This is a genomic window from Helicobacter cetorum MIT 99-5656 (assembly GCF_000259275.1).
GTDB lineage: Bacteria > Campylobacterota > Campylobacteria > Campylobacterales > Helicobacteraceae > Helicobacter > Helicobacter cetorum.
The window spans coordinates 1,351,745-1,372,617 of the sequence record NC_017735.1 but is presented as its reverse complement, the minus strand read 5'-3'; the positions used below and the strand labels follow the sequence as shown (position 1 = coordinate 1,372,617).

Genomic DNA, 20,873 nt, shown 5'->3' with positions numbered 1-20,873 from the left:
CTACTGATAGGATACATGTATAATCCTTGCTGATAGATTTAAGTAAGTGTTTTTGGTGGTAACTTTAAGAAATCATTTTAAGAGTTTTGTAAAATTTCTCTGTTCCCCTTAGCGTTTCTTGGAGATAAAAAGCCTTGAGCTTCTAATTCATCAGTAATGGTGGCGGCCTGGTTATAGCCGATTTTTAATTGGCGTTGTAAAAAGCTTGTAGAGGTAATCTTTTTTTCTAAAATCACCGCTTTAGCTCTTTCTAAAATATCATCGCTTTGATTACTAGACACATTTAAAGGCATGCGTGATTCTTCTAGTAGAAAATCTTTGTCGTATTCTACTTCTTTTTGAGCCTTAATAAAATCTACGATTCTTTTGATTTCATTTTCAGTAGCAAAGGGGGCATGCAAACGCACTAATCCATTTACGCCTGGGGGGGTAAAGAGCATATCGCCCCTTCCTAACAAACTCTGAGCTCCATCAGTGTCTAAAATCACTTTAGAATCAATTTTAGTGCCAACTCTAAAACTCACTCTTGAGGGTAAATTGGTTTTAATCAAACCGGTTACGACATCTACGCTTGGGCGTTGGGTGGCTACAATTAAGTGCAAGCCACTCGCTCGCCCCATTTGTGCAATTCGTGCAATGGGAAACTCCGCTTCCTTACCCCCTGTCATCATTAAATCCGCTAATTCATCAATCACTACAATTAAATAAGGGAACGCTTCAACGCCATTATTTTTGGCCTGTTCGTTATAAGAATCTATGGTTTTAACCTTGTATTCACTCATTAAAGAATATCTGCGTTCCATTTCTTTAGCCACGCTTTGCAAAGCTCCTATAGCTTTTTTGGGGTCAGTGATAATGGGAGTGAGTAAATGCGGAATATCCGCATAAATGCTAAATTCTACCATTTTGGGGTCTATCATCACAAGCTTTAATTGCTCAGGGGGGTTTTTATAGAGCAAGGATAAAATCATCGCATTCACACCCACGCTTTTACCACTTCCTGTAGTGCCGGCAATAAGTAGGTGGGGGAGCTTTTTTAAATCCGTGATGAAAGGGTTACCCACAATGTCTTTGCCTAAAGCTAGGGTTAAAGGCGAGCTAGATTTTTGAAACAATTCGCTCTCTAAAATCTCTCTTAGATAAATGATTTGGCTTTGAGAGTTAGGAATCTCAATGCCGACTACATCTTTGCCCTTAATAGGGGCTTGGATACGAATAGATTCCGCACACAAAGTCATCGCTAAATCATCGCTCAAGCCTAAAATACGACTCACTTTCACATTAGGGGCTGGGCGAAACTCAAAGGTCGTAACAATAGGGCCTGAATAGGTGCGGATAATATCGCCATCAATTTTAAAAGTGCGAAGCTTGCTTAATAAGTCTTGGATTTTTTGGTCAATTTCGTTTTCATCTAAAGAAGTGTCTTTTAAACAAACTTCATTCAATAATTGTGTCGTAGGAAGCTCATAATTTTTGGGCTTTTCCACTTCGCCATACTCTAATTCATCTAGCATTTCTTTATTTTCGCTCAATTCTTTAATCACAATGGGTTTCTTGGTGTTGTGGCTTATGGGGGTTATCTTGCTAAAGTCTAGGGCATTTTCTTCTAGTCTGGGTTGCTTTGGTGTTTCTTCTTGTGGACTCTCTTGTTTTCTTTCTTGTGGGGTGTTTGTGGGGCAATTTGGATTTTCTTTGCTAGGGCTTTCTACCTTGTTGTTATCTTCTGTTATGGGCGTAGATATAGGGGTAGGGGTTTCTTTTTTGTGTGCAGGCTCTATTTCTTGAACTTCTTGTTTGATTTCTTTATGTTCTGTTAGAGTTTTTTGAAGCGGGCTTTCTAGTTCTGATTGAGTAGGGCTAGATAAATCATCAAGCTTGTTTCTCTTGGGATAAATAGTGTAGTTAGTGGGAGTGTGCGAAGAGATTTGAACCAAGCCTTTGGGGGCTTCTATGTTGTTTAAAGTGCTATTATAGGGAGTAGGAATAGCTAGAAGGGTTTCATTGCTTTCTTTAGGACTACTTTCTAATTCTTGGTTTTCTAGCTCTTTTAGGGATTCTTGCAATGTATTATCTTGTTTATTCAAAGTCTTTTCAAGGCTTTCTTTTGGGTGTTTGCTAGGGCTAAAGGCTTGTAGGCATTGCTTATAAACTTGTTTGAAAAAATTTTGTAGTTTTGGAGACAAAAGGGCGTTTTTAGGCGGTAATTTAAAAAGGATTAAATAAGCTATGAGTGCCATAAGTATGATGAGAGCATAAAGCCCAAAATTGCCTATAAGGGGGCGTAAAAATAAGCACACGCTATTACCGATTTCGCCTTCATTAAAAAAACTAGATTGTAAGAGCAATAGGGATAAACCCCCTAACAAATGCCCCAAAGTTTTTTCCAAAACGATTTCTGTAGGGGGGTTTTTAGTCTTGGATAAAAGAAGCAAAACGAACGCTAAGTAGGGTAAATTAATGAATGAAAAATACCCAAAATATTCTTTATTAAGCGTAGCAAACCACACCCCAAAACGCCCCACTAATCCGCTATTGCCTAGCCATGAAGACAGGGTTAGAAACACTAAAATCGCACCTATTACTAAAGTTAAGTAAAGTTTTTTAGATTTCATCTATTACACATATCTTTAAAAGAGCAAAAATCACAAGCTTTAGTTTCTAAAGTCTTAGAAAAATCAATTTCTTGCTTGAGTAGGGGGATAAGAACATGCTCTAAATGATTCATTTTAGCCTTTAAGATAAGCTCTTCTTCTTCCACTAACTCGCCTTTTCTTAAATCATAAAAGAACGCTTTTATAGGCTCTTGATAGCCTAGATTTTTAAGAGCGAACGCATAAATAGCCATTTGATAATCCGTGCAAGTTTCAAGCATTTCATCTATGGAAGTTTTAATCATGCTTGGTTCTACTTTGGATTTGAATTTATAGTCTAATAAAAGGGTGTTATGATGATTATCTTTATCAATTCTATCTATGCGTCCTTTGAAAGTAATGTTATTAATAGTGGTTTCAAAGCCCTTTTCAAGCTCAAGGATATTGATTTTTTCGCTAAAGCGTTGTTGCTCGTTAGCATAAAAGGCTTGGATTTTTTTAATGGCTACAAGAGTGTCTAAACGCTCTTTTTGGGTAATATTTTCTTTTTTTTCTAAGAGCTGAGTAAGCCTTTCTTCTAATAAATGGGGGTTTTTGTTGTCTTCATAAGCCATTTTTAGCAATTCATGGAGCAAACTACCTACAGCACTATTAGTTTCTTCTTTGGGGCTTTCTCTAAATTGCTTGATATAATGGTAGTAGAATTGACGCTTGCAAGTTAAAAAAGTGTTTAGCGAGCTAGCACTAAAGCAAAATTTTTCAGAAATGGTGTCAATGATTTCTTCTTCTTGGTAGGCTTTAAGCGTGCTTTTTGCAAAAAGCGTGTAAGCGTCTCTTATAGGCTCTAAGTCTAAATCTAGTTCTAAAAGCATGTTAGAGACTTTTGAAGTTTCGCTCTCTATATAAGAAAGCACAATTTCTTTAGAATTTTTAAAGAGCTGGTAGTAGTAGTGTTTTTGCAAGTTTTTCTTATCTAATAAGGTAGGTAAGCCGAGCGATTTTCTCAAATTAGAGTTTAAAAACAAGTCGCAATCTTTAAGATTAGGCACATTAGTTTCATTAAAATTAGCGATAACGATTTTTTCAAAATGCATGCCCCTTGTCTCTAGGGTATCCATAACGCACACCTTACCCCCACTAGAATCATCTAGGCGATAATTCTCTTCAAATTCTTGCAAATACAAACGCAATAAATCCTTAAAGCTATAGTTTTTAAGCGTATCTTGTAATAAATGATAATGGTGTATGATTTTAGAATGCGTTTCTTTTAATAAGGTGCGTTCTTTGGAGCTTTGCTTTTCTAAAAGTGAAAGCGTGAGATTTTCTAAATGAACTAAGGGGGTCAAGTTATTATTAAAATCATTCTCTTCTAATTTTTCTAATTCATTCTTAAGCTCTGTGTAATAAGGGCAATTTTTAGCCCCCAAGCCCATAGCAAAATTCAAATTATTATGCTTGTCTAAGAGTTTTAAAAAGGGTAAAAAATCAGCATCTGGAGTGATAATCGCCATTTTATTAGGGTCGTTATTTTTTTGCAAATACTCTTCTATGGTTTGTAAAATCAAGGCACTTTGTTTTAAGGGGCTAGAGTTTGCATAAAGGCGTGGTTCTATTTTTTTGGTATTAGGGGTTGCAGAAAGGATTTTTTGACTTTTAAAATCTATAGAATAATCACAATCTACTTCTAATTTCAAATTTAAAAATTCTAAAAATTTTTGATTGTATTTATCGCAAGTGATGTGTAAAGTAATAGGCACTAGTTGAGCGACTTCTAGCAAACATTGTCTTTCAAAAACGCTCATAAAGCCGTCTAAATGCCACTCAATTGATGAAAAATGAGTGAAAAATTCTTCTAAAAGCTTTGGTTTTTCTTGCATAATCTTGTCATAAAGCCCTAGTTTTTCTAGCTTTTTGACATAGCGTTGATGAATCATTTCTAAGACTTCTAAGTGCTGTTCGTAGTCTAAGTAAGTGTCTTTAAGAGAAATTTCATTAAGTTTAATGCAAGCTGAGCTTAATTCATCAAATAAATCAAATAAAAAAGAAGTGCTTTCTAAGTATCCCAAAAAGCTGTTTTCAAAAAGCAAAAGCCCTTCAAGCATAGTGCTTTTTTCTCTAGCAATTTCTTTAATGGTGTCTATCATTAAAATTTGACGCACACTTTTAGGAATTTTCTTTTTATTAGGAATATAAAAAGCTTGTTCAAAAAAGCTCCCCATGCTCATTGCATTATCCAAAAACCCTTCGCCTTGTTCTAAATAGAAGTTTTTTAAACGCCTTGTAGAGCTAAAAACAAATAGGGGGGCTTTTTGCGAAAAAAGTTTTTCTAAATTCATGCGTTGAGCAATTCTTTAGCCTGAATAATAATATTTTCAACATTAAAGCCAAATTTTTCAAAGAGTTTATCGCCCTTGCCTGAGCTTCCAAAGCAATCCATGCTAATAATTTTATCAGCAAAACGATACCATTCTAAGCCACGGCTCGCTTCAATCGCTAAGACTTTACCCTTAAAAAGCTCTTTAAAATAGCTTTCATCTTGTTCTATGAGTAAATCAAAGCATGGCACACTCACTACTTGAGCTTGGATATTAGCTTGTTCTAATTTTTTAGCACTCTCTAGAGCGAGAGATACTTCGCTCCCACTTGCAACGAGCGTAATTACAGGGTTTTGAGCGTGTTTTTTAACATACGCCCCTTTTAAAACTTGCTCTTTAGACACTTCATTAAGCACAGGCAAGTTTTGGCGAGATAAAATAAAGCCACTAGGGGCATTTAAGCTTAATGCCACCTGCATGCAAGCGATATTTTCAAAAGCATCGCTTGGTCTAAAAGCATAGAAGTTAACTAAAGAGCGTAAGTGGCTTAGTTGCTCTATGGGTTGGTGTGTGGCTCCATCTTCGCCCACACCGATACTATCATGCGTAAAGATAAAAAGGGCTTTTAATTTCATCAAAGCGCTTAAACGCATGCTAGGCATTAAATAATCGCTAAATACAAAAAAGGTCGCACAAAATGGCACAAACAAGCCATAAGCCGCTAGAGCGTTAGTAATAGCCCCCATAGCATGCTCTCTAATGCCAAAATGCAAGTTTTGTCCTAAAGGAAAATCACTAGAATGTTTTAAATGTGTGTTATTAGAAGGGGCTAAATCCGCACTCCCCCCTAAAAAGCCTTCATACTCTTTGGCAATAGCGTTTAAAATCATTCCATTACTCACTCTAGTAGCTAGGCTCTCGCCTTCTTTAAAAGTGGGGTAGTTGATAGTATTAAAATCAAAATTCTCTAAAGCATGAATTTTTTCTTTTATGCTAGGGCTTAAGGATTTTTCCCATAAAGCTTCTAAGCTAATGCCCCTAACCTTTATTTCTTCAAAATGCATTTTAACTTTTGAATCAATGACAAAACTTTCATTAGGATTGAAATGAGCGTTTTCTTTGGATTGTTTTAAAACTTCCTTATTTAAGGGTGAGCCATGTGTTTTTTCGCTTCCTTCTAAGCCAATAGCTCCCTTACCAATCGTTGTGTGAGCGATTAAAAGAGTGGGTTTAGTGGTTTTTTTAGCCTTTTCTAAAGCATTATGAATAGCCTGATAGTTATGCCCATCGCATTCTAGCACTTCCCAATTTTGGGCTAAAAAACGCCTTTTAACATCTTCGCTAAAGCTAATTTGAGTAGAGCCTTCAATACTAATTTGGTTGCTATCATAAATCACAATTAAGTTTTCAAGGTTATGATGTCCTGCTATTGAAGCACTCTCATAGCTAATGCCTTCTTGCAAATCTCCATCTCCGCACAAACAATAGACCTTATGAGAAATGACTTCTTTATTCAAGAGATTTTGAGCGTATTTGCTAGCCATGCTAAAGCCTACGGCATTAGCAAAGCCTTGCCCCAAAGGGCCTGTAGTGATTTCAATGCCTTCTGTATGGTGTAATTCGGGGTGTCCGGGCGTTTTGGAATGTAATTGCCTAAAATTCTTTAAATCTTCTAGGCTTAAATTAAAACCCCATAAATGCAACAAACTATAAGCTAATGCGCTTGCATGCCCCCCACTAAAAACTAATCTATCACGATTAAGCCATTTAGGGTTAGTAGGGTTGAGATTTAAATGCAAGCTTAAGACTACCATTACATCAGCTAATCCCAAGCACACGCCCGGATGCCCACTATTAGCCTTATCTACCATATCCGCACACAAAAAGCGTAGTGTAGTGGCCATGCTCTTTAATCGTTCTAAATCAGTGTTACTAAATTGCATAAATTTTTCCATTTTTAAAGTTTTTTAGGGTTCATTTTAACACAAATTGTCTAAAATCTCTTTGGCAATTAAAATGTCTTTTTGAATTTGGTTTTTAAGCTCTTCTAAAGAATTAAAGGGCATATTGTCTCTTATTTTTTTAATAAAAGATAAAGTGAGTTCTTTGGGTGGGTTTTCTATTGTCCTATTAAGCACATGGCATTCTATGGCGAAGTTTTTATCCGTGCTTAAGCGATTGCCCAAAAAACTCGCGCTTTTATAAATTTGATTTTCAACCTTAGCTAAGCTTGCATACACTCCAAAGCTAGGAAGAATAAAATCTTTTGTTTTCAAATTTAAAGTAGGCACTAATTCTCTATGCCCTAAGCCTTGTCCCTTAATGACTTCCCCAAGCACTTCATAATGCCTACCTAAGAGTTTGTTAGCTAAAATTAAGTCCCCACTATTTAAGGCTAGTTTTATCATTTTAGAATGCACGCTAACATTTTCAATCTTCACTTCAGGCACAATAATCGTCTCTTTGAAATGCTCTTTTAAAAATAAGGCATCGTTTTCTCGTTTATGTCCAAACCTAAAATCATAGCCTACCACTAGGCGTTCTAAATGTGGAAACTTGTTTTTTAAAAGCTCTAAAAATTCTAAAGCACTCAAATGCGAAATTTTTTCTAAAAACACAAAAAATAAGGGCATATCAATAAGTTTAGAGCGATAGTTTAGGGGGGTTAAATAGCCCTTAGTATAATTTTCTTTTTCTATGATTAAAAGCGCTTTCTTGTCTTTTAATTCTCTAAAAAGAGCCTTATGCCCTAAATGCAAGCCATCAAATTTACCGATAGCTAGGCTTTTAATCTTAGGTTCGCTTGAAATGGATAAAAAATTCAACATTCCCGTTTTTACCTTTCACTAAGCTTTCTTGAATATTTAAAACTTGCATATTCTGTGTTCTTAAATGGTTTTTAAAGTTTTCTAAGGCGTTAAAAATGGCTTTTGTATCCATAACAACCCCTTTTTTATTGCGTTTTACATTCCTACCCACTTCAAATTGTGGTTTGAAAAGCACCAAAAACTCACTGCTTAAAGCTAAAATCGCTTCTAAAATACAATATAATGAAATAAAGCTCACATCACAAAGTAGTAAATCAATTTTTTCTAGCGTTTTAAAGGCTCTAATATCGCATTCTTCATAACACTCTATGCGTTTGTTATCTTTTAAACTCTCATCTAATTGCATTTTCCCCACATCAACGCACAGCACTTTTTTAGCCCCTTTTAAAAGAGAAACTTCGCTAAAGCCCCCCTTACTCGCTCCCACATCTAAAATAATCTTATCTTTAAAATCTATGCTATGAGTTTCTAAAAAAGCCCCTAATTTTTCCCCAGCCCTACTGACAAACAGATTTTTAGCGATGAGTTCAATTTCATCATTATCTTTAATCATAAAAGATGGTTTAGAGATTACTACCTTATTGACTAAAACTTGTTTTTTTAAAATTAAAGCCTTGGCTTTTTCTCTACTATTCACTAAATTTTGGTTAAAAAGGGCGTAATCTAATCGCATTAAAATTGTGGTAAAGGAACTTGATAAGCGAAATTAAAAATAATGGTGCCTAAGCTATACGCATCTAATTCTAGCTTAGCTTCTTTGACTGCCAAATAGTCTAGTTTGTCAAAGGCGATTAAAAAGGCTCTACTCCACTTATTAGTGGTCTCTAAAATGCCATCAAATTCTTCCTTGTTGATTTCTCTAACCCACAAAGGCTCTGAGCCTATAGGATTTTTACCAAAAAGCTTATAAGAGATATAATCATTATCTAACCACTCTTGATTTTGCGTGAAAATCTCTACTAAAAAATACTCATGGTAGTAGTATGTGCCACTATCCACATCGTTTAAATGCGTAGCAATAGCGGTGATGATAGGAACACTCTTTTGGGTAATCTCACCCTTTCTACTAGCTTGAGTTTTCTTTTCTAAGACCAAATCTAGCGTGTAAGTGTCTTCATTAAAATTACTCACACACCCCAAATAAGAGAGTAAAACAAAGAGTAAGAAGACTAAAGAAAGATTTTTCAAACCACTCCCTTATTTACCCTATCTAGTGAAGCGTTTTAACGCTTTTAAAATTTAGCTAAAATATAAAGGCGATATTATAACTAAAAGGGGGTTTTATGCCAAAAAAATGCCGTCATTTACTTCAAACAAGTGATTTAAGCGTTGATGAAATTAAACTTTTGCTGGAAAAAGCAAGCGAATATGGCGATGATTTTAACGCTGTGTCTTCAGAAACAAAAGAGAGAATGCAAGATAAAATTATCGTGGCTTTGTTTTTTGAAAATTCCACTAGAACGGTGTCTAGCTTTGAGATTGCAAGCTTAAGATTAGGGGCAAAAATCGTGAAATTAAACATGCAAGCAAGCTCTACTTCAAAGGGTGAGACTTTAATAGACACTTTTAAAAATATCCATGCGATGCAACCTAACGCTATTATTATGCGCCATGCCTTTTCAAGTGCACCTTTTAAATTAGTGGAGTTTTCTCAATGCCCTTTAATCAATGCTGGAAGTGGCGTGAGTGCTCATCCTACTCAAGCTCTACTAGACTTACTGACAATTTATAAGCATTTTGGTAGTAAATTAGAAAATTTGAAAGGAAAGAAAATCGCAATTATCGGCGATGTAAAAAATTCAAGAGTAGCAAATAGTAACATTAAGTTGCTTTCACGATTTGGACTTGAGATGATGCTATGTGCCCCAAGCTCCATGCTTCCTGTAACTTCTTTAAGAACGACACATAAAATTGAAGAAGCTATAGAGTTTGCAGATATTTTGATGAGCTTAAGAACCCAAACTGAACGCCATGATACGCCTATTTTTGCGAGCTTAAAGGATTATAGCAACGCCTATTGTATCACTAAAGAGCGTTTAGAGGCTTATGCTAAGAATAAAGAAGTGATAATCTTACACCCAGGCCCAGTGCATAGGGATATTGATGTAGAAAGTGCTGTGTTAGAAGATGAACGCTCTAAGGTTTTAGAGCAAGTCAAAAATGGCGTGGCAATGCGTATGGCGGTATTGGAATTTTTGCTTGCATAATTTTAAAAACAACTAATCTTAAGCAATAAATTTCAAAGCTTAAAAATTTTTAAGCTTTGAGTGTAGAAATGCCTGTTTTTGAGCCATTTTGATTGCAATTTCTCTCATTTTTACATGAAGCTAGAAAATTTTTACTATAATCTCAGAATAGTTGAGTTAATTAAAAGTAAATAGATAGCTTAATTATGTTCTTTATTTTTTTAAAATCGGTTTTATATAGTCTTTAAAATGCTATTTTGTATTAAAAGGAATATAAAGATGAAAAATAGTGTGCCTTTGAAGAATAAAGTTTTTTATGGGTTGTATGCCTTAAGCTTGAGTGCTTATTTACAAGCTTTTGATTATAAGATTGATGTTATGGCGGAGTCGTTTTCTAAGGTTGGCTTCAATAAGAAAAAGATTGATGTGGCTAGGGGGATTTATCCTACAGAGACTTTTGTAACCGCTGTGGGTCAAGGCGATATTTATGTGGATTTATTATCCAAAGGGCTTAAAAATCAAGGGCATACTTTAGAGGGAAAAATCGGTGGCACGGTGGGAGGGGTGGCCTATGATGATACGAAGTTTAACCAAGGTGGCTCTGTCATTTATAACTACATCGGCTACTGGAATGGCTATTTGGGGGGTAAAACCGCTTTACTTGATGGCACAAGCATTCATCAATGTGCCATAGGCACTGATGGTAAGGTTATTGACTCTGAGGCTTGCGGAAACGCCAAGGCTAATAAAATACGCCGTAATTACTTAATGAATAATGCGTATTTAGAATACCGCTACAAGGACAATTTTGTATTTAAAGGGGGGCGTTATGAGTCTAATGCCCCTTATATGAGTGGCTATACTCAAGGTTTTGAAGTCAGCACTAAATTTAAAGATAAGGCTGAAGGCAACCATAAATTATGGTGGTTTAGCTCATGGGGTAGGGCGTTTGCTTATGGTGAGTGGATTTATGATTTCTATTCTCCAAGAACTGTTACCAAAAATGGGCGAACTTTCAATTATGGGATTCATTTTGTCAATTACACTTATGCAAGAAAGGGGTTTAGTATAAGCCCTTTCTTTCAGTTTTCGCCACAAACCTACTACAGCCCAGGGGTCATGCTAGGCTATGATACGAATCCTAATTTTGATGGCGTGGGCTTTAGGTCTGAAACCAAAGCTATTATTTTACTTCCGGTTCATGCCCCACTTGTGAGAGATAATTATCGTTATGCCATAAAAGCTGGAACTGCTGGGCAAAGCCTACTTATTAGACAACGATTTGATTATAATGAATTTAATTTTGGTGCAGCATTTTACAAAGTGTGGAAAAATGCGAACGCTTACATAGGCACTACAGGAAATCCTTTAGGCATAGATTTTTGGACTAATAGCGTTTATGATATAGGGCAAGCCATAAGCCATGTGGTAACTGCAGATGCGATTTCAGGGTGGGTCTTTGGTGGGGGCGTGCATAGAAAATGGCTGTGGGGGACTTTATGGCGTTGGACTAGCGGAACTCTTGCAAATGAAGCGAGTGCATCCATTAATGTAGGCTATAAAATCACCAAGCATCTATCTGCAAGTGTAAAATTAGAATACCTTGGCGTGATGACTCATTCAGGTTTTATGGTAGGGAGTTACGCACCCACACCCGGCTCTAAAGCCCTTTATTCAGACAGGAGCCATTTGATGACAACCCTTACAGCTAAGTTTTAGAAATGAAATTTTAAGGATTTTAGCAAACTTCAAGTTACTAAAAACTCTTAAAATTTGAGCTTAATATTTTCAAGCCGGTTTAACCCCATTTGGTTTAAAAAGCCAAAAAACCCTAATAAATACTATAATATGGGTTCAATCAAATTCAAAGGGCAAGCATTTGAAACTCTTTTTCAAGCGTTATGGGAAATATCTCAAAGAGCATTATAAAAGCTTTATCATCGTAATATTCTCTTCAATCGTTGTAGCCTTAAGCACGGCATGGGGCACTTATTTAGTCAAGCCGACCTTAGATGATATTTTTATCAATAAAGATGTTGAAATGCTAAAAGTATTACCTTTTTTGGTGATTTTGGCGTATTTTGGTAAGAGTGGGGGCATTTATCTAGGCACTTATTTCACCAACTTCATCGGGCTTGATATTATCAAAAAATTACGCAACGCTATGCTAGAAAGCCTTCTAAAAATGGAAATGGATTTTTTCAATAGGACTAAAAAGGGCGAATTAATCGCACGAATTACTAATGATATAGGTTTAATTAGAGCGAGTTTGTCAAATTATCTTTCAGAGAGCGTGCGAGAAGGGCTAACAATTATAGGATTAGTGGGTGTGGTGATTTATCAAAGCCCCAAATTAGCGTTAGTAGGGTTGGTGATTATGCCCTTAGCTGCCATTCCTATTAGTAAAATCATTCGTAAGGTTAAAAAACTTGCTAAGGCTAATCAAGAGAGTAACGCAAAAATTACCGCACGCTTAAGCGAAGTCTTTAACAATGTAGAGGCGATTAAAATTTCTAATGGTGAAAAGCTAGAGCATAAGGCTTTTGTGAAAGAAAACGAGGCGTTTTTTAAAATCGGTATCAAAAACATCGCCGTGGCTGAAATCTCTTCGCCCTTAATGGAGTTTCTAGGCTCCATTGCTATAGCGTTAGTGATTTATTTAGGGGGGAATGAAGTCATTAGTGGTAAGATTAGTGTGGGGGCGTTTTTTTCTTTTATCACCGCTCTTTTTATGCTCTATACCCCTATCAAACGCTTGACTAGGATTATTTCTAATTTTCAAGAAGCCTTAGTCGCAAGCGATAGAGTGCATGAAATTTTAGAAAGAGAGCCTTGTATTGTTGATGGAGAGTTAGTGCTAGATAACGCCATACACACCATAGAATTTAAAAATGTGTGGCTTGCTTATCTTTTAGATAATGAAAAACATTACGCCCTAAGTGGTATTAACTTGAAGTTCCAACAAAATGAAATCATCGCTTTAAAGGGCGAAAGTGGGAGTGGCAAAAGTTCGCTTGTGAATTTAATCTTACGCCTTTATGAGCCTAGTAAAGGCGAAATTTTAATTAATGATAAAAAAATAGAAAGTATCACGCAAAAATCCTTGAGAGAAAACATCAGCATTGTAACTCAAAGGGTGTTTATCTTTAGTGGGAGTGTGGCTGAAAATGTGGCGTATGGCTTAGAAATTGATGAAGCAAAAATCAAAGAGTGTTTGAAAAAAGCAAAAGCCCTAGATTTTGTAGAAAAATTGCCTAATGGTATAGAAAGCATTTTAGATGAATTTGGCACCAATCTTAGTGGCGGACAACGCCAAAGAATCGCCATTGCTAGAGCCTTATACAAAGACGCTCAAGTTTTAATCTTTGATGAGGCCACTTCTGCTCTTGATAGCACAACTGAAGAGAGCATTAAGCAAAGCATTTTAGAATTGAGAGAAAATCGCTTGATTATTTTGATTTCACACAACCCAAGCACGCTAGAATTAGCCACTAAGCATGTGAAGTTAGAGCATGGAAAATTGATAGAATGCTAAAAATTGTGGGCGTTTTTTTAGGGGTTATGGTTTTTACTTTAGGGTGTTTCAACCCTGTAGGACTTAATCTAACTTATAAAGAAAAAAAGCCCCCTTTAAAAATTACGCCTAATTTTATTTTAAACCCCCCTAAAATCTTTTTTAACGCCCATTTTGTGCCACTCTTTTATCAGAAAGAATTTAAAAAAGCCCTTATTAAACAAATCACTGATTTTTTGCAAAATAAAAGCGGTTTTACCCTTAATATTGTAGGGAATGTTTTGATTTCTTTTGAAGAAAGTGCTAGAGATTTAAAAGCCATTGAAGAAAAGCTTAAGAACAGCATTGAGCCTATGGCTAACCCTAAGAACATCAAGCGTTTTTTAAAAATCAAATCCAGCTTGATTTTAGAATGTGTGCCAAAAATCGCTTGCTCTTTTGATACAACTGCTATTAGCACAAGCCTAAGCGTGCCTATTTTATATAACGCTCATTTAGAAAATAATCCTAATAATTCTAATGAAGTTAATAAACCTTATAATGACGCACTCTATAAAGCCCTTAATAAGACTTTTTATCATTTGATGGAAATTTTAGAAAAGCGTTTAAGTGAAAAATCCTTTGTGGCTATTAACAAGTGAAAAAGATTTTATTGCTTTTTATCATTAGTTTGTTATCTGTGGGGATTTATTTCGCATGGAATTTTATGCTTGAAAAATCTTTAGAATTTGGGCTTGTTACTTCAGCGAATGACTTATTTTTTAAGTTGCTTGTTATTCTTGGTCTTTTTGTAATTTTAGTGTTACTTCAAGGCGTTGCAACTTCGTATCACAAGCGAAAAATCAAACGCATTTTGCAAAAAATAGACACCATGAATGGCTTTGAATTTGAAGAATACTCCAAATTATTTTTTGCTTCAAAAGGTTTTGAAGCTAAAGTTACCCAAAAAAGTGGCGATTATGGAGCGGATTTGATTATAGAAAAAGATGGCATTAAATGGGTGGCTCAAGCCAAACGCTACTCGCACAAAGTCTCGCCCAAAGCTATTCAAGAAGTGGTCTCTTCTAAAGCCTATTATCATTGCGAAAAAGCTTGTGTGATTACTAATAGCTACTTCACTCAAGCGGCCAAAAATTTAGCCAAAGCTAATGAAGTGCTTTTAATTGATAGAGATGAATGGATTAGGTTTTTGAGTGAGAGCAAAGGCTAATTGCTAAATTGAGTATTGAGATACTGCAATTTTTTACAATTAGACCTATACCATATCTTTAACCTATAAGGCTTCCATAGCCTTCTCATAACCAAATTCTGTAGCTTTTTGTAGAAATTTTTTAGCTTGACTTTCTTTCTTTTTAGTGCCAAGTCCTTCTTTGTAGGCAATGCCAATTCTATAAAGAATTTCTCCCATTTCTTGTCGTAGTAGATTAATATTATTCATAACTTCACCACTATCATTAAAATTCATAACTTTATCTGTTTTTGCAAGATATGTTGAAAATTTCGTTTTAAAATCTTCAGGATTTCCATTTAAACCTGAAAGATCGATTATTTTACTTCCAACAAGACCGCCAATAAGACCTGCTCCTGATGTAAGACCTTTTGTGCCTTTATTTGCCAATGCTAGAACTACTTGTCTATAATTATTGAGTGCTTTTTTCAAATCCTTTTTCATCCCCAAGCCTTCTGCTTGCATTTGTCCTAAAATTAGAACACCCCCTAACATCCCACTTCCATGCTCTTTTATAGCGTTTTGTGCATAGATTTGTGCCTTTTTGTAATCAACTTTTACGCCCTTGCCTTCCAAATACATTTTTGCCAAATAAGCACTGCCAAGTCCGATACCAATTTCTTGTGCTGTTTTAAAATCTTTTAAGGCTTGCTCGTATTGACCTTTATTAAAATTTTCTAAGCCATGTTTAAGAGCATGTTTTTTAGCTAAGTTTTCTTCCTGTGTTTTTAATTCTTCTTTCAAAGCATTCATCTCGTAATCACTAGCTACACAAAGTGAAAATGAAAACAATAAACCTGATAAGAGTAATGGACTAGGCTTTAAACGAGAGAGAGAGAGAGAGAGAGAGAGTAGTGTTGCAAAAATCTTTGCACATGTTAAATCCTTTTAAAGTAAAATTTGAGAGTTGATTGTATCATAATAATTAAGAAATTAAGAATAAAATTTGTTTTCTTAATCTTGTATCTAGTAACTTTTAACGCTTTTTATATTACAATTATCCAAAAAATCTTACTTAATAAAAGGCAAATTGTGAAATTGTGGCTTCCTTATTTTTTAGCGATTGTGTTTTTGCATCTCTTAGGTTTCATTTTGCTCTTTATGGCTAATAACGCCACTTTCTATGCCGCGGCGTCTATGGCTTACATGCTAGGGGCAAAGCATGCCTTTGATGCTGACCATATCGCTTGTATAGACAACACGATTAGAAAGCTCACTCAACAGGGTAAAAACGCCTATGGGGTGGGATTTTACTTTTCTATGGGGCATTCAAGTGTGGTGATTTTAATGACAACGATTAGTGCGTTTGCGATTGCTTGGGCTAAGGAGCATACGCCGATGTTAGAAGAAGTGGGTGGGGTAGTGGGGACTTTGGTTTCTGGGATATTTTTACTCCTTATGGGGCTATTAAACGCCATTATTTTAATGGATTTGTTAAAAATCTTTAAACAATCGCACTCTAATGAAAGCTTGAATGAGCAACAAAATGAAGAGATTGAACGCCTTTTAGCTAGTAGGGGCTTACTCAATCGCTTTTTTAAACCCTTGTTTAATTTCATCTCTAAGTCGTGGCATATCTATCCTATCGGTTTTCTTTTTGGGCTAGGTTTTGATACAGCAAGTGAAATCGCTCTTCTCGCCCTATCAAGTAGTGCGATTAAAGTGAGTGTGGTAGGCATGCTTGCTTTACCCATTCTTTTTGCTGCTGGTATGAGTTTGTTTGACACCTTAGATGGAGCGTTCATGCTTAAGGCGTATGATTGGGCGTTCAAAACCCCTTTAAGAAAAATTTATTACAATATCTCTATCACAGCCTTAAGCGTGTTTATCGCTCTAGGTATAGGCTTGGTAGAATTATTTCAGGTTAGCACACAAAAATTGCATATTACTTTTGAAAACCCTTTACTCCATTTTTTACAAAATTTAGAGTTTGGGGATTTAGGCTACTATTTAGTAGGCTTATTTGTTATAGCGTTTTTAGGCTCATATCTCTTATGGAAATTTAAAATTTCTCAATTAGAGCGTTAAGCCCTTAGATTATCGCTTAACAAATCCTTAAAGCGGTTGTTTGAAAAACTTGGCATAAAGGTTTGAGAGCTTGAAAGACTTTCACTCAAATAGCCTAGCATTTCTTTAACTTCATTTAATTTTTCTTCCAAATAAGCTTGAAATTCACTTGCATTTTCTAATAAACTCAAAGGATTAGCTACCATAATTGAAAACACTTCGTCATTAATGCTAATGTTTAGCTCAGTATCAAACAAGGGCGATGCTAAAAATTGGCAATTTTCTACAATTTCTTGTAATTCTTGTTTGGTGATAGAAGTTTGTAAAGCGTCCTTATCTTCTAAGCCCATGCTCTTATTTAAAAGCTTTTTACAAGCGATTTGCAAAACCTGCAACGCCCCAACGCTCTCATTAACATTTTTCATGTCTCTACTAAATTTTGCAATTTTTTGAGATTTTTCTAGTCCACTCATTTTAAAATCGCTTGTTTCAACACCGCCCAAATGCTTTTGAAAAGTTTTTAAAATATCCATAAAAAACCCTTTAGAGTAAAATTAATGGTTTATAAGCATTTTTTGTTCCTATTTCTAGCCCTACCAAATAGCCCCCTTGAAAATGGTTTTTAGGTATAATTAACGCTTGATTTTATAATTTCAAAAATTAGAGAGATTCAATGAAAAAAATTTGGCACTTTGTATTGAGCATGTGTTCTTTGGTATTTTTGAATGCGATAGAAAAGACTCCCTTAGCCTATGATATTACCCCTATAGAAAAAGTTCCACAAAATTTAGAAGATAAAGATAAAGCCCCCCATTTATTGCTTCTAGGGGGGATTCAAGGCGATGAGCCTGGGGGTTTTAATGCGACTAATTTATTTTTAAAACACTATACCATTTTAAAAGGCTCTGTTAAAGTTGTGCCGGTATTAAACAAGCATTCTATGTTAAGAAATCATAGGGGCTTATATGGGGATATGAACCGCAAATTTGCAACTTTAGATAAAAATGACCCTGAATATTTTATTATTGAGCATGTTAAATCTCTTATTGCTGAGCCAAGTATTGATGCGATTTTGCATTTGCATGATGGGAGTGGGTATTATCGCCCTATTTATATTGATTCTATGCTTAATCCTAAGCGATGGGGAAATTGCTTTATCATTGACCAAGATGAAGTTAAGGGGGCGAAATTTCCTAACTTGCTTTCTCTTGCTAATAATACGATTGATAGTATCAACGCCCATTTACTACGCCCTGTTGAAGAATATCATTTGCGAAATACCCATACTGCACAAGGCGATAAAGAAATGGAAAAAGCCCTAACTTTTTATGCCATTAATCAAAAAAAGAGTGCGTTTGCAAATGAAGCCAGCAAAGAGCTTCCTTTAAAAACAAGAGTGTTTTATCATTTGCAAGCTATTGAAGGTTTGTTATCTCAGCTCAATATTCCTTTCAAGCGAGATTTTGAGCTTAATCCTAATAGCGTGCATGCTCTCATTAACGATAAAAGCTTGTGGGCAAAAATTGACTCTCTACCTAAAATGCAAATCTTTAACTTACGCCCTAGGCTCAATCATTTTCCTTTGCCCAAAAACACTGATATTTCAGATATTCCTATAGAGAGTAACGCTTACATTGTAGGGCTAGTAGAAAATCAAAAAGAAGTGTTTCTAAAATACGGCAACAAGCTTATGACACGATTATCGCCTTTTTATATAGAGTTTGATAATTCTTTAGAAGAAGTGAAAATGCGAATAGATAGTAGCGAACGAGTGGTTAAAATGGGGAGTGTCATTGAAGTTAAAGAGAGTTTTTATATCCATGCCATTGAAAATATGCGTGCAAATGTGATTGGCTTTAGTGTATCTAATGAGAGTAGACCTAATGAAGTAGGCTATACCATTAAGCTCAAGGATTTTCAAAAACGCTTTTCACTAGATAAGCAAGAAAAAATCTATCGCATAGAATTTTATAAAGGCAAGGCGTTTAGCGGAATGATTTTGGTGAAGTTTGTGTAGAGATTAATATCTAAATAAGTCCTAACTTCAATAGGGCTTTTCTCTATCCATTTCAATGTAAAATTGTTTGTTGCAAACACTAAATCTTAGTTGCAAGGTTTAGGCAATTTCTCATCAATTCTATATATCAGATACATGAAGGAATTTGTGATCCGATACAGTTGTGCCTAATTCTGGCAAGTATGCAACTTCTAAATTATTCCTGTCTTTAAATACCACTGAAACATTTAGCCCCTTTTTCCAACATTCAAATATTTCATCGCTACTCAGTATGGGTCTAATATTAAATCCGGTTTTAATCTTGTATTTTTCAATTAAAAATGGCCAATTATTATGAATGGTTTTAATGAAATCAATTGATGAAAAATTTTGATGGTCTTTAATATCAAGGAAGTATACGCTTGAATCTTGCTTTTTTAAAAATAACAATTCTGTTTATAGAGAAAAATTATTATTACTATCATTTCCTAAATGAAGATGGTGGATTCCCCAGTTATTCAAGAGCCTGTCAATAAAAGTTTCTCTTAAAATAGTTTTACTGAGTCTTTTGTTGATTGACTCAATTTTTCCTTTTTCAAAACTATCCTTAATAGATTCTATAGTGTTGTGATATGAATTAAAATATGATGGATTTTTAATCTCATCTGAAAGCAAAACTTCATAAACTTGCAATTCTATCATTTTTTCTTTTTGATTAAGAAAAGTCAGGTATAACCATTCTAGCTCCTTGATGGGGTCTTTGCTTTCATTGTTTTTAGGGTGTTTAAAATAGTCTAACAAATCATTGACAGCTGGCGATACATTAAGTTTTTTAAGCATGTTCATCTTATTTTCTTATCAAATCTAAAACTTACGCTTAAGATATTCTACTACAAAGTATTTTGATGTGGAAATTCAATTTTAGGCTATACAAAAAAAGATGCTAGAAAATGAAAGGAAGTGTCTAGACTTATTTTCAAAAACAAGTCCAGAGTTTAAAAAACTTTAAGCTTTTAAGACTGAAACTACTTTGCAAGTCTTTTGTGTTGCTTACAGCCTTCTTTGGAGCCTAAATCACACGCTTTTTTGAAAAAGGAAGTTGCTTTGCCTAAATCTTGTTTCACGCCTCTACCCCTTAGATAAAAAGTCGCTAGGTCATTGCATGCCTTAGTATTGCCAAATTCGCATGCTTTTTGATAAAGAGCTGCGGCCTGCTCATCGTCTTTGGTTACGCCCCTCCCATTAGTATACATTAGAGCTAGATTATAACACCCTTCTTTATTTCCTAGCTCGCAGGATTTATTGTAATAAGTAATGGTTTTGGATAGGTTCTGAGCAACAATTTGCCCGTTTTGATATGCATTAGCCAGATTATTACAGCCATTCCCACTCCCTAATTCACACGCCTTGGTATAAAGAGCCACCGCTTGCTTGTAGTCTTTAGCTACGACCTGGTCGTTTTGATACATCACAGCTAAGCTATTGCAACCGCTCCCACTTTTCAACTCGCATGCTTTTTTGTAAAGTTCAACAGCCTGTTTTTCATCTTTAGCTACGCCCTGTCCGTATTGATACATATTTCCTAAATTGCCACAACCATTCCCACTTTTCAACTCACATGCTTGCTTATAGAGTCCAACTGCTTTGCCATAATCCTTAGCCACGCCTTGAGCGTTTTGATACATGATGCCTAAATTATTACAACTTCCCCCAACGCCTAATTCACAAGCTCTTTTGTAAAGGGCGATAGCTTGTGTGTAGTCTTTAGCCACGCCCTGAGCATACTGATACATAGCTCCTAAATTATTACAGCTATCTGCAATTTTCAATTCACATGCTTTTTTGTAAAGTTCAGCGGCTTGTTTGTCATCCTTAGCAATGCCTTGAGCGTTTTGATACATCACGCCTAGATTGTAGCAACTTCCACCAATGCCTAATTCACAAGCCTTCTTATAAAGCTCAACCGCCTGAATATAATCCTTAGCCACGCCTTGAGCGTTTTGATACATCACACCTAGATTATTGCAAGCACCGCCATTTCCAGAATCGCATTGTTGCTTAAGCTCATCAAGATTATTTCCAGCTTCATCTGCTATAGCATAGCTAACACACAAACCACCTGCTACCAACATTCCTAAAAAGGTCTTATGAAAATCAAAAGTTTTTAGCATTAAAATTCCTTGAAAATTAAAATTAAAAAACAAAAAT

General features: G+C 35.4%; 18 protein-coding genes. 7 read left to right on the top strand and 11 right to left on the bottom strand.

Annotated elements, in window-relative coordinates; all coding sequences use genetic code 11:
- Nucleotides 1-77 precede the first annotated feature (77 nt).
- From HCD_RS06485 to HCD_RS06460, 6 genes are read right to left on the bottom strand one after another with little or no spacing between them, the layout of a single operon-like run.
- A complete protein-coding gene (locus tag HCD_RS06485; RefSeq protein WP_014659778.1) occupies nt 78-2,612 on the bottom strand; it encodes a DNA translocase FtsK in 2,535 nt (844 codons plus the stop codon).
- A complete protein-coding gene (addB, locus tag HCD_RS06480; protein ID WP_014659777.1) occupies nt 2,609-4,927 on the bottom strand; it encodes an ATP-dependent deoxyribonuclease AddB in 2,319 nt (772 codons plus the stop codon). The genes HCD_RS06485 and addB overlap by 4 nt, the downstream gene beginning before the upstream one ends.
- The gene (gene tkt, locus HCD_RS06475; protein WP_014659776.1) at nt 4,924-6,849 is read right to left on the bottom strand and encodes a transketolase; all 1,926 of its coding nucleotides are present in this window, start codon (nt 6,847-6,849) and stop codon (nt 4,924-4,926) included. The genes addB and tkt overlap by 4 nt, the downstream gene beginning before the upstream one ends.
- A gap of 36 nt (nt 6,850-6,885) precedes the next feature.
- Nucleotides 6,886-7,734: a bifunctional riboflavin kinase/FAD synthetase gene (locus HCD_RS06470; RefSeq protein WP_014659775.1), complete on the bottom strand. Its 849-nt coding sequence runs from the start codon at nt 7,732-7,734 to the stop codon at nt 6,886-6,888.
- Complete coding sequence (tlyA, locus tag HCD_RS06465) at nt 7,700-8,407, bottom strand: 23S rRNA (cytidine-2'-O)-methyltransferase TlyA (protein ID WP_014659774.1); 708 nt, start codon at nt 8,405-8,407, stop codon at nt 7,700-7,702. The genes HCD_RS06470 and tlyA overlap by 35 nt, the downstream gene beginning before the upstream one ends.
- Complete coding sequence (locus HCD_RS06460; protein ID WP_014659773.1) at nt 8,407-8,922, bottom strand: hypothetical protein; 516 nt, start codon at nt 8,920-8,922, stop codon at nt 8,407-8,409. Before HCD_RS06460 ends, tlyA begins: the two co-directional genes overlap by 1 nt.
- A 95-nt stretch (nt 8,923-9,017) precedes the next feature.
- Here HCD_RS06460 and pyrB point away from each other — a divergent pair, with 95 nt between their 5' ends.
- The 5 genes from pyrB (at nt 9,018) to HCD_RS06435 (ending at nt 14,644) form a co-directional block, all read left to right on the top strand.
- A complete protein-coding gene (gene pyrB, locus HCD_RS06455) occupies nt 9,018-9,941 on the top strand; it encodes an aspartate carbamoyltransferase (protein ID WP_014659772.1) in 924 nt (307 codons plus the stop codon).
- A gap of 258 nt (nt 9,942-10,199) precedes the next feature.
- Complete coding sequence (locus tag HCD_RS06450) at nt 10,200-11,639, top strand: outer membrane family protein (protein WP_014659771.1); 1,440 nt, start codon at nt 10,200-10,202, stop codon at nt 11,637-11,639.
- A 160-nt stretch (nt 11,640-11,799) separates the two neighbouring features.
- Nucleotides 11,800-13,455 carry an ABC transporter ATP-binding protein gene (locus HCD_RS06445; protein ID WP_014659770.1) on the top strand — a complete coding sequence of 552 codons (1,656 nt, stop codon included), beginning with the start codon at nt 11,800-11,802 and terminating at the stop codon, nt 13,453-13,455.
- Nucleotides 13,449-14,075 (top strand): hypothetical protein, encoded by a 627-nt coding sequence (locus HCD_RS06440; protein ID WP_014659769.1) that lies wholly within the window; start codon nt 13,449-13,451, stop codon nt 14,073-14,075. Before HCD_RS06445 ends, HCD_RS06440 begins: the two co-directional genes overlap by 7 nt.
- A complete protein-coding gene (locus tag HCD_RS06435) occupies nt 14,072-14,644 on the top strand; it encodes a restriction endonuclease (protein WP_041594834.1) in 573 nt (190 codons plus the stop codon). The genes HCD_RS06440 and HCD_RS06435 overlap by 4 nt, the downstream gene beginning before the upstream one ends.
- A gap of 63 nt (nt 14,645-14,707) precedes the next feature.
- Here HCD_RS06435 and HCD_RS06430 read toward each other — a convergent pair whose 3' ends face one another.
- On the bottom strand, nt 14,708-15,415 hold the full coding sequence (locus HCD_RS06430; RefSeq protein WP_014659767.1) for an SEL1-like repeat protein: 708 nt from the start codon (nt 15,413-15,415) through the stop codon (nt 14,708-14,710).
- Nucleotides 15,416-15,694: 279 nt separating this feature from the next.
- Here HCD_RS06430 and HCD_RS06425 point away from each other — a divergent pair, with 279 nt between their 5' ends.
- Nucleotides 15,695-16,690 (top strand): HoxN/HupN/NixA family nickel/cobalt transporter, encoded by a 996-nt coding sequence (locus HCD_RS06425; protein WP_014659766.1) that lies wholly within the window; start codon nt 15,695-15,697, stop codon nt 16,688-16,690.
- Here the strand turns inward: HCD_RS06425 and HCD_RS06420 are convergent.
- Nucleotides 16,687-17,202, bottom strand: a complete 516-nt coding sequence (locus HCD_RS06420; protein ID WP_014659765.1) for a flagellar FLiS export co-chaperone — start codon at nt 17,200-17,202, stop codon at nt 16,687-16,689. The two genes, HCD_RS06425 and HCD_RS06420, sit on opposite strands and share 4 nt — an antisense overlap.
- A 140-nt stretch (nt 17,203-17,342) precedes the next feature.
- Here HCD_RS06420 and HCD_RS06415 point away from each other — a divergent pair, with 140 nt between their 5' ends.
- Nucleotides 17,343-18,686 (top strand): M99 family carboxypeptidase catalytic domain-containing protein, encoded by a 1,344-nt coding sequence (locus HCD_RS06415; protein ID WP_014659764.1) that lies wholly within the window; start codon nt 17,343-17,345, stop codon nt 18,684-18,686.
- Nucleotides 18,687-18,806: 120 nt separating this feature from the next.
- On the opposite strand, the gene HCD_RS06410 is transcribed toward HCD_RS06415, so the two are convergent.
- From HCD_RS06410 to HCD_RS06400, 3 genes are all read right to left on the bottom strand, one after another.
- On the bottom strand, nt 18,807-19,115 hold the full coding sequence (locus tag HCD_RS06410) for a hypothetical protein (RefSeq protein ID WP_014659763.1): 309 nt from the start codon (nt 19,113-19,115) through the stop codon (nt 18,807-18,809).
- 6 nt (nt 19,116-19,121) lie between these two features.
- Nucleotides 19,122-19,505 (bottom strand): hypothetical protein, encoded by a 384-nt coding sequence (locus HCD_RS06405; RefSeq protein WP_144005859.1) that lies wholly within the window; start codon nt 19,503-19,505, stop codon nt 19,122-19,124.
- A gap of 185 nt (nt 19,506-19,690) precedes the next feature.
- The gene (locus HCD_RS06400) at nt 19,691-20,836 is read right to left on the bottom strand and encodes a tetratricopeptide repeat protein (RefSeq protein ID WP_014659761.1); all 1,146 of its coding nucleotides are present in this window, start codon (nt 20,834-20,836) and stop codon (nt 19,691-19,693) included.
- Between the last annotated feature and the right edge of the window lie 37 nt (nt 20,837-20,873).

Coding starts and splice junctions, on each gene's coding strand:
- HCD_RS06440 (WP_014659769.1), top strand. CDS start 13,449: ATGCTAAAAATTGTGGGCGTTTTTTTAGGGGTTATGGTTTTTACTTTA.
- addB (WP_014659777.1), bottom strand. CDS start 4,927: ATGAATTTAGAAAAACTTTTTTCGCAAAAAGCCCCCCTATTTGTTTTT.
- HCD_RS06400 (WP_014659761.1), bottom strand. CDS start 20,836: ATGCTAAAAACTTTTGATTTTCATAAGACCTTTTTAGGAATGTTGGTA.
- tlyA (WP_014659774.1), bottom strand. CDS start 8,407: ATGCGATTAGATTACGCCCTTTTTAACCAAAATTTAGTGAATAGTAGA.
- HCD_RS06405 (WP_144005859.1), bottom strand. CDS start 19,505: ATGCTTAAAAAACTTAATGTATCGCCAGCTGTCAATGATTTGTTAGAC.
- pyrB (WP_014659772.1), top strand. CDS start 9,018: ATGCCAAAAAAATGCCGTCATTTACTTCAAACAAGTGATTTAAGCGTT.
- HCD_RS06470 (WP_014659775.1), bottom strand. CDS start 7,734: ATGTTGAATTTTTTATCCATTTCAAGCGAACCTAAGATTAAAAGCCTA.
- tkt (WP_014659776.1), bottom strand. CDS start 6,849: ATGCAATTTAGTAACACTGATTTAGAACGATTAAAGAGCATGGCCACT.
- HCD_RS06430 (WP_014659767.1), bottom strand. CDS start 15,415: ATGAATGCTTTGAAAGAAGAATTAAAAACACAGGAAGAAAACTTAGCT.
- HCD_RS06485 (WP_014659778.1), bottom strand. CDS start 2,612: ATGAAATCTAAAAAACTTTACTTAACTTTAGTAATAGGTGCGATTTTA.
- HCD_RS06450 (WP_014659771.1), top strand. CDS start 10,200: ATGAAAAATAGTGTGCCTTTGAAGAATAAAGTTTTTTATGGGTTGTAT.
- HCD_RS06415 (WP_014659764.1), top strand. CDS start 17,343: ATGAAAAAAATTTGGCACTTTGTATTGAGCATGTGTTCTTTGGTATTT.
- HCD_RS06420 (WP_014659765.1), bottom strand. CDS start 17,202: ATGGATATTTTAAAAACTTTTCAAAAGCATTTGGGCGGTGTTGAAACA.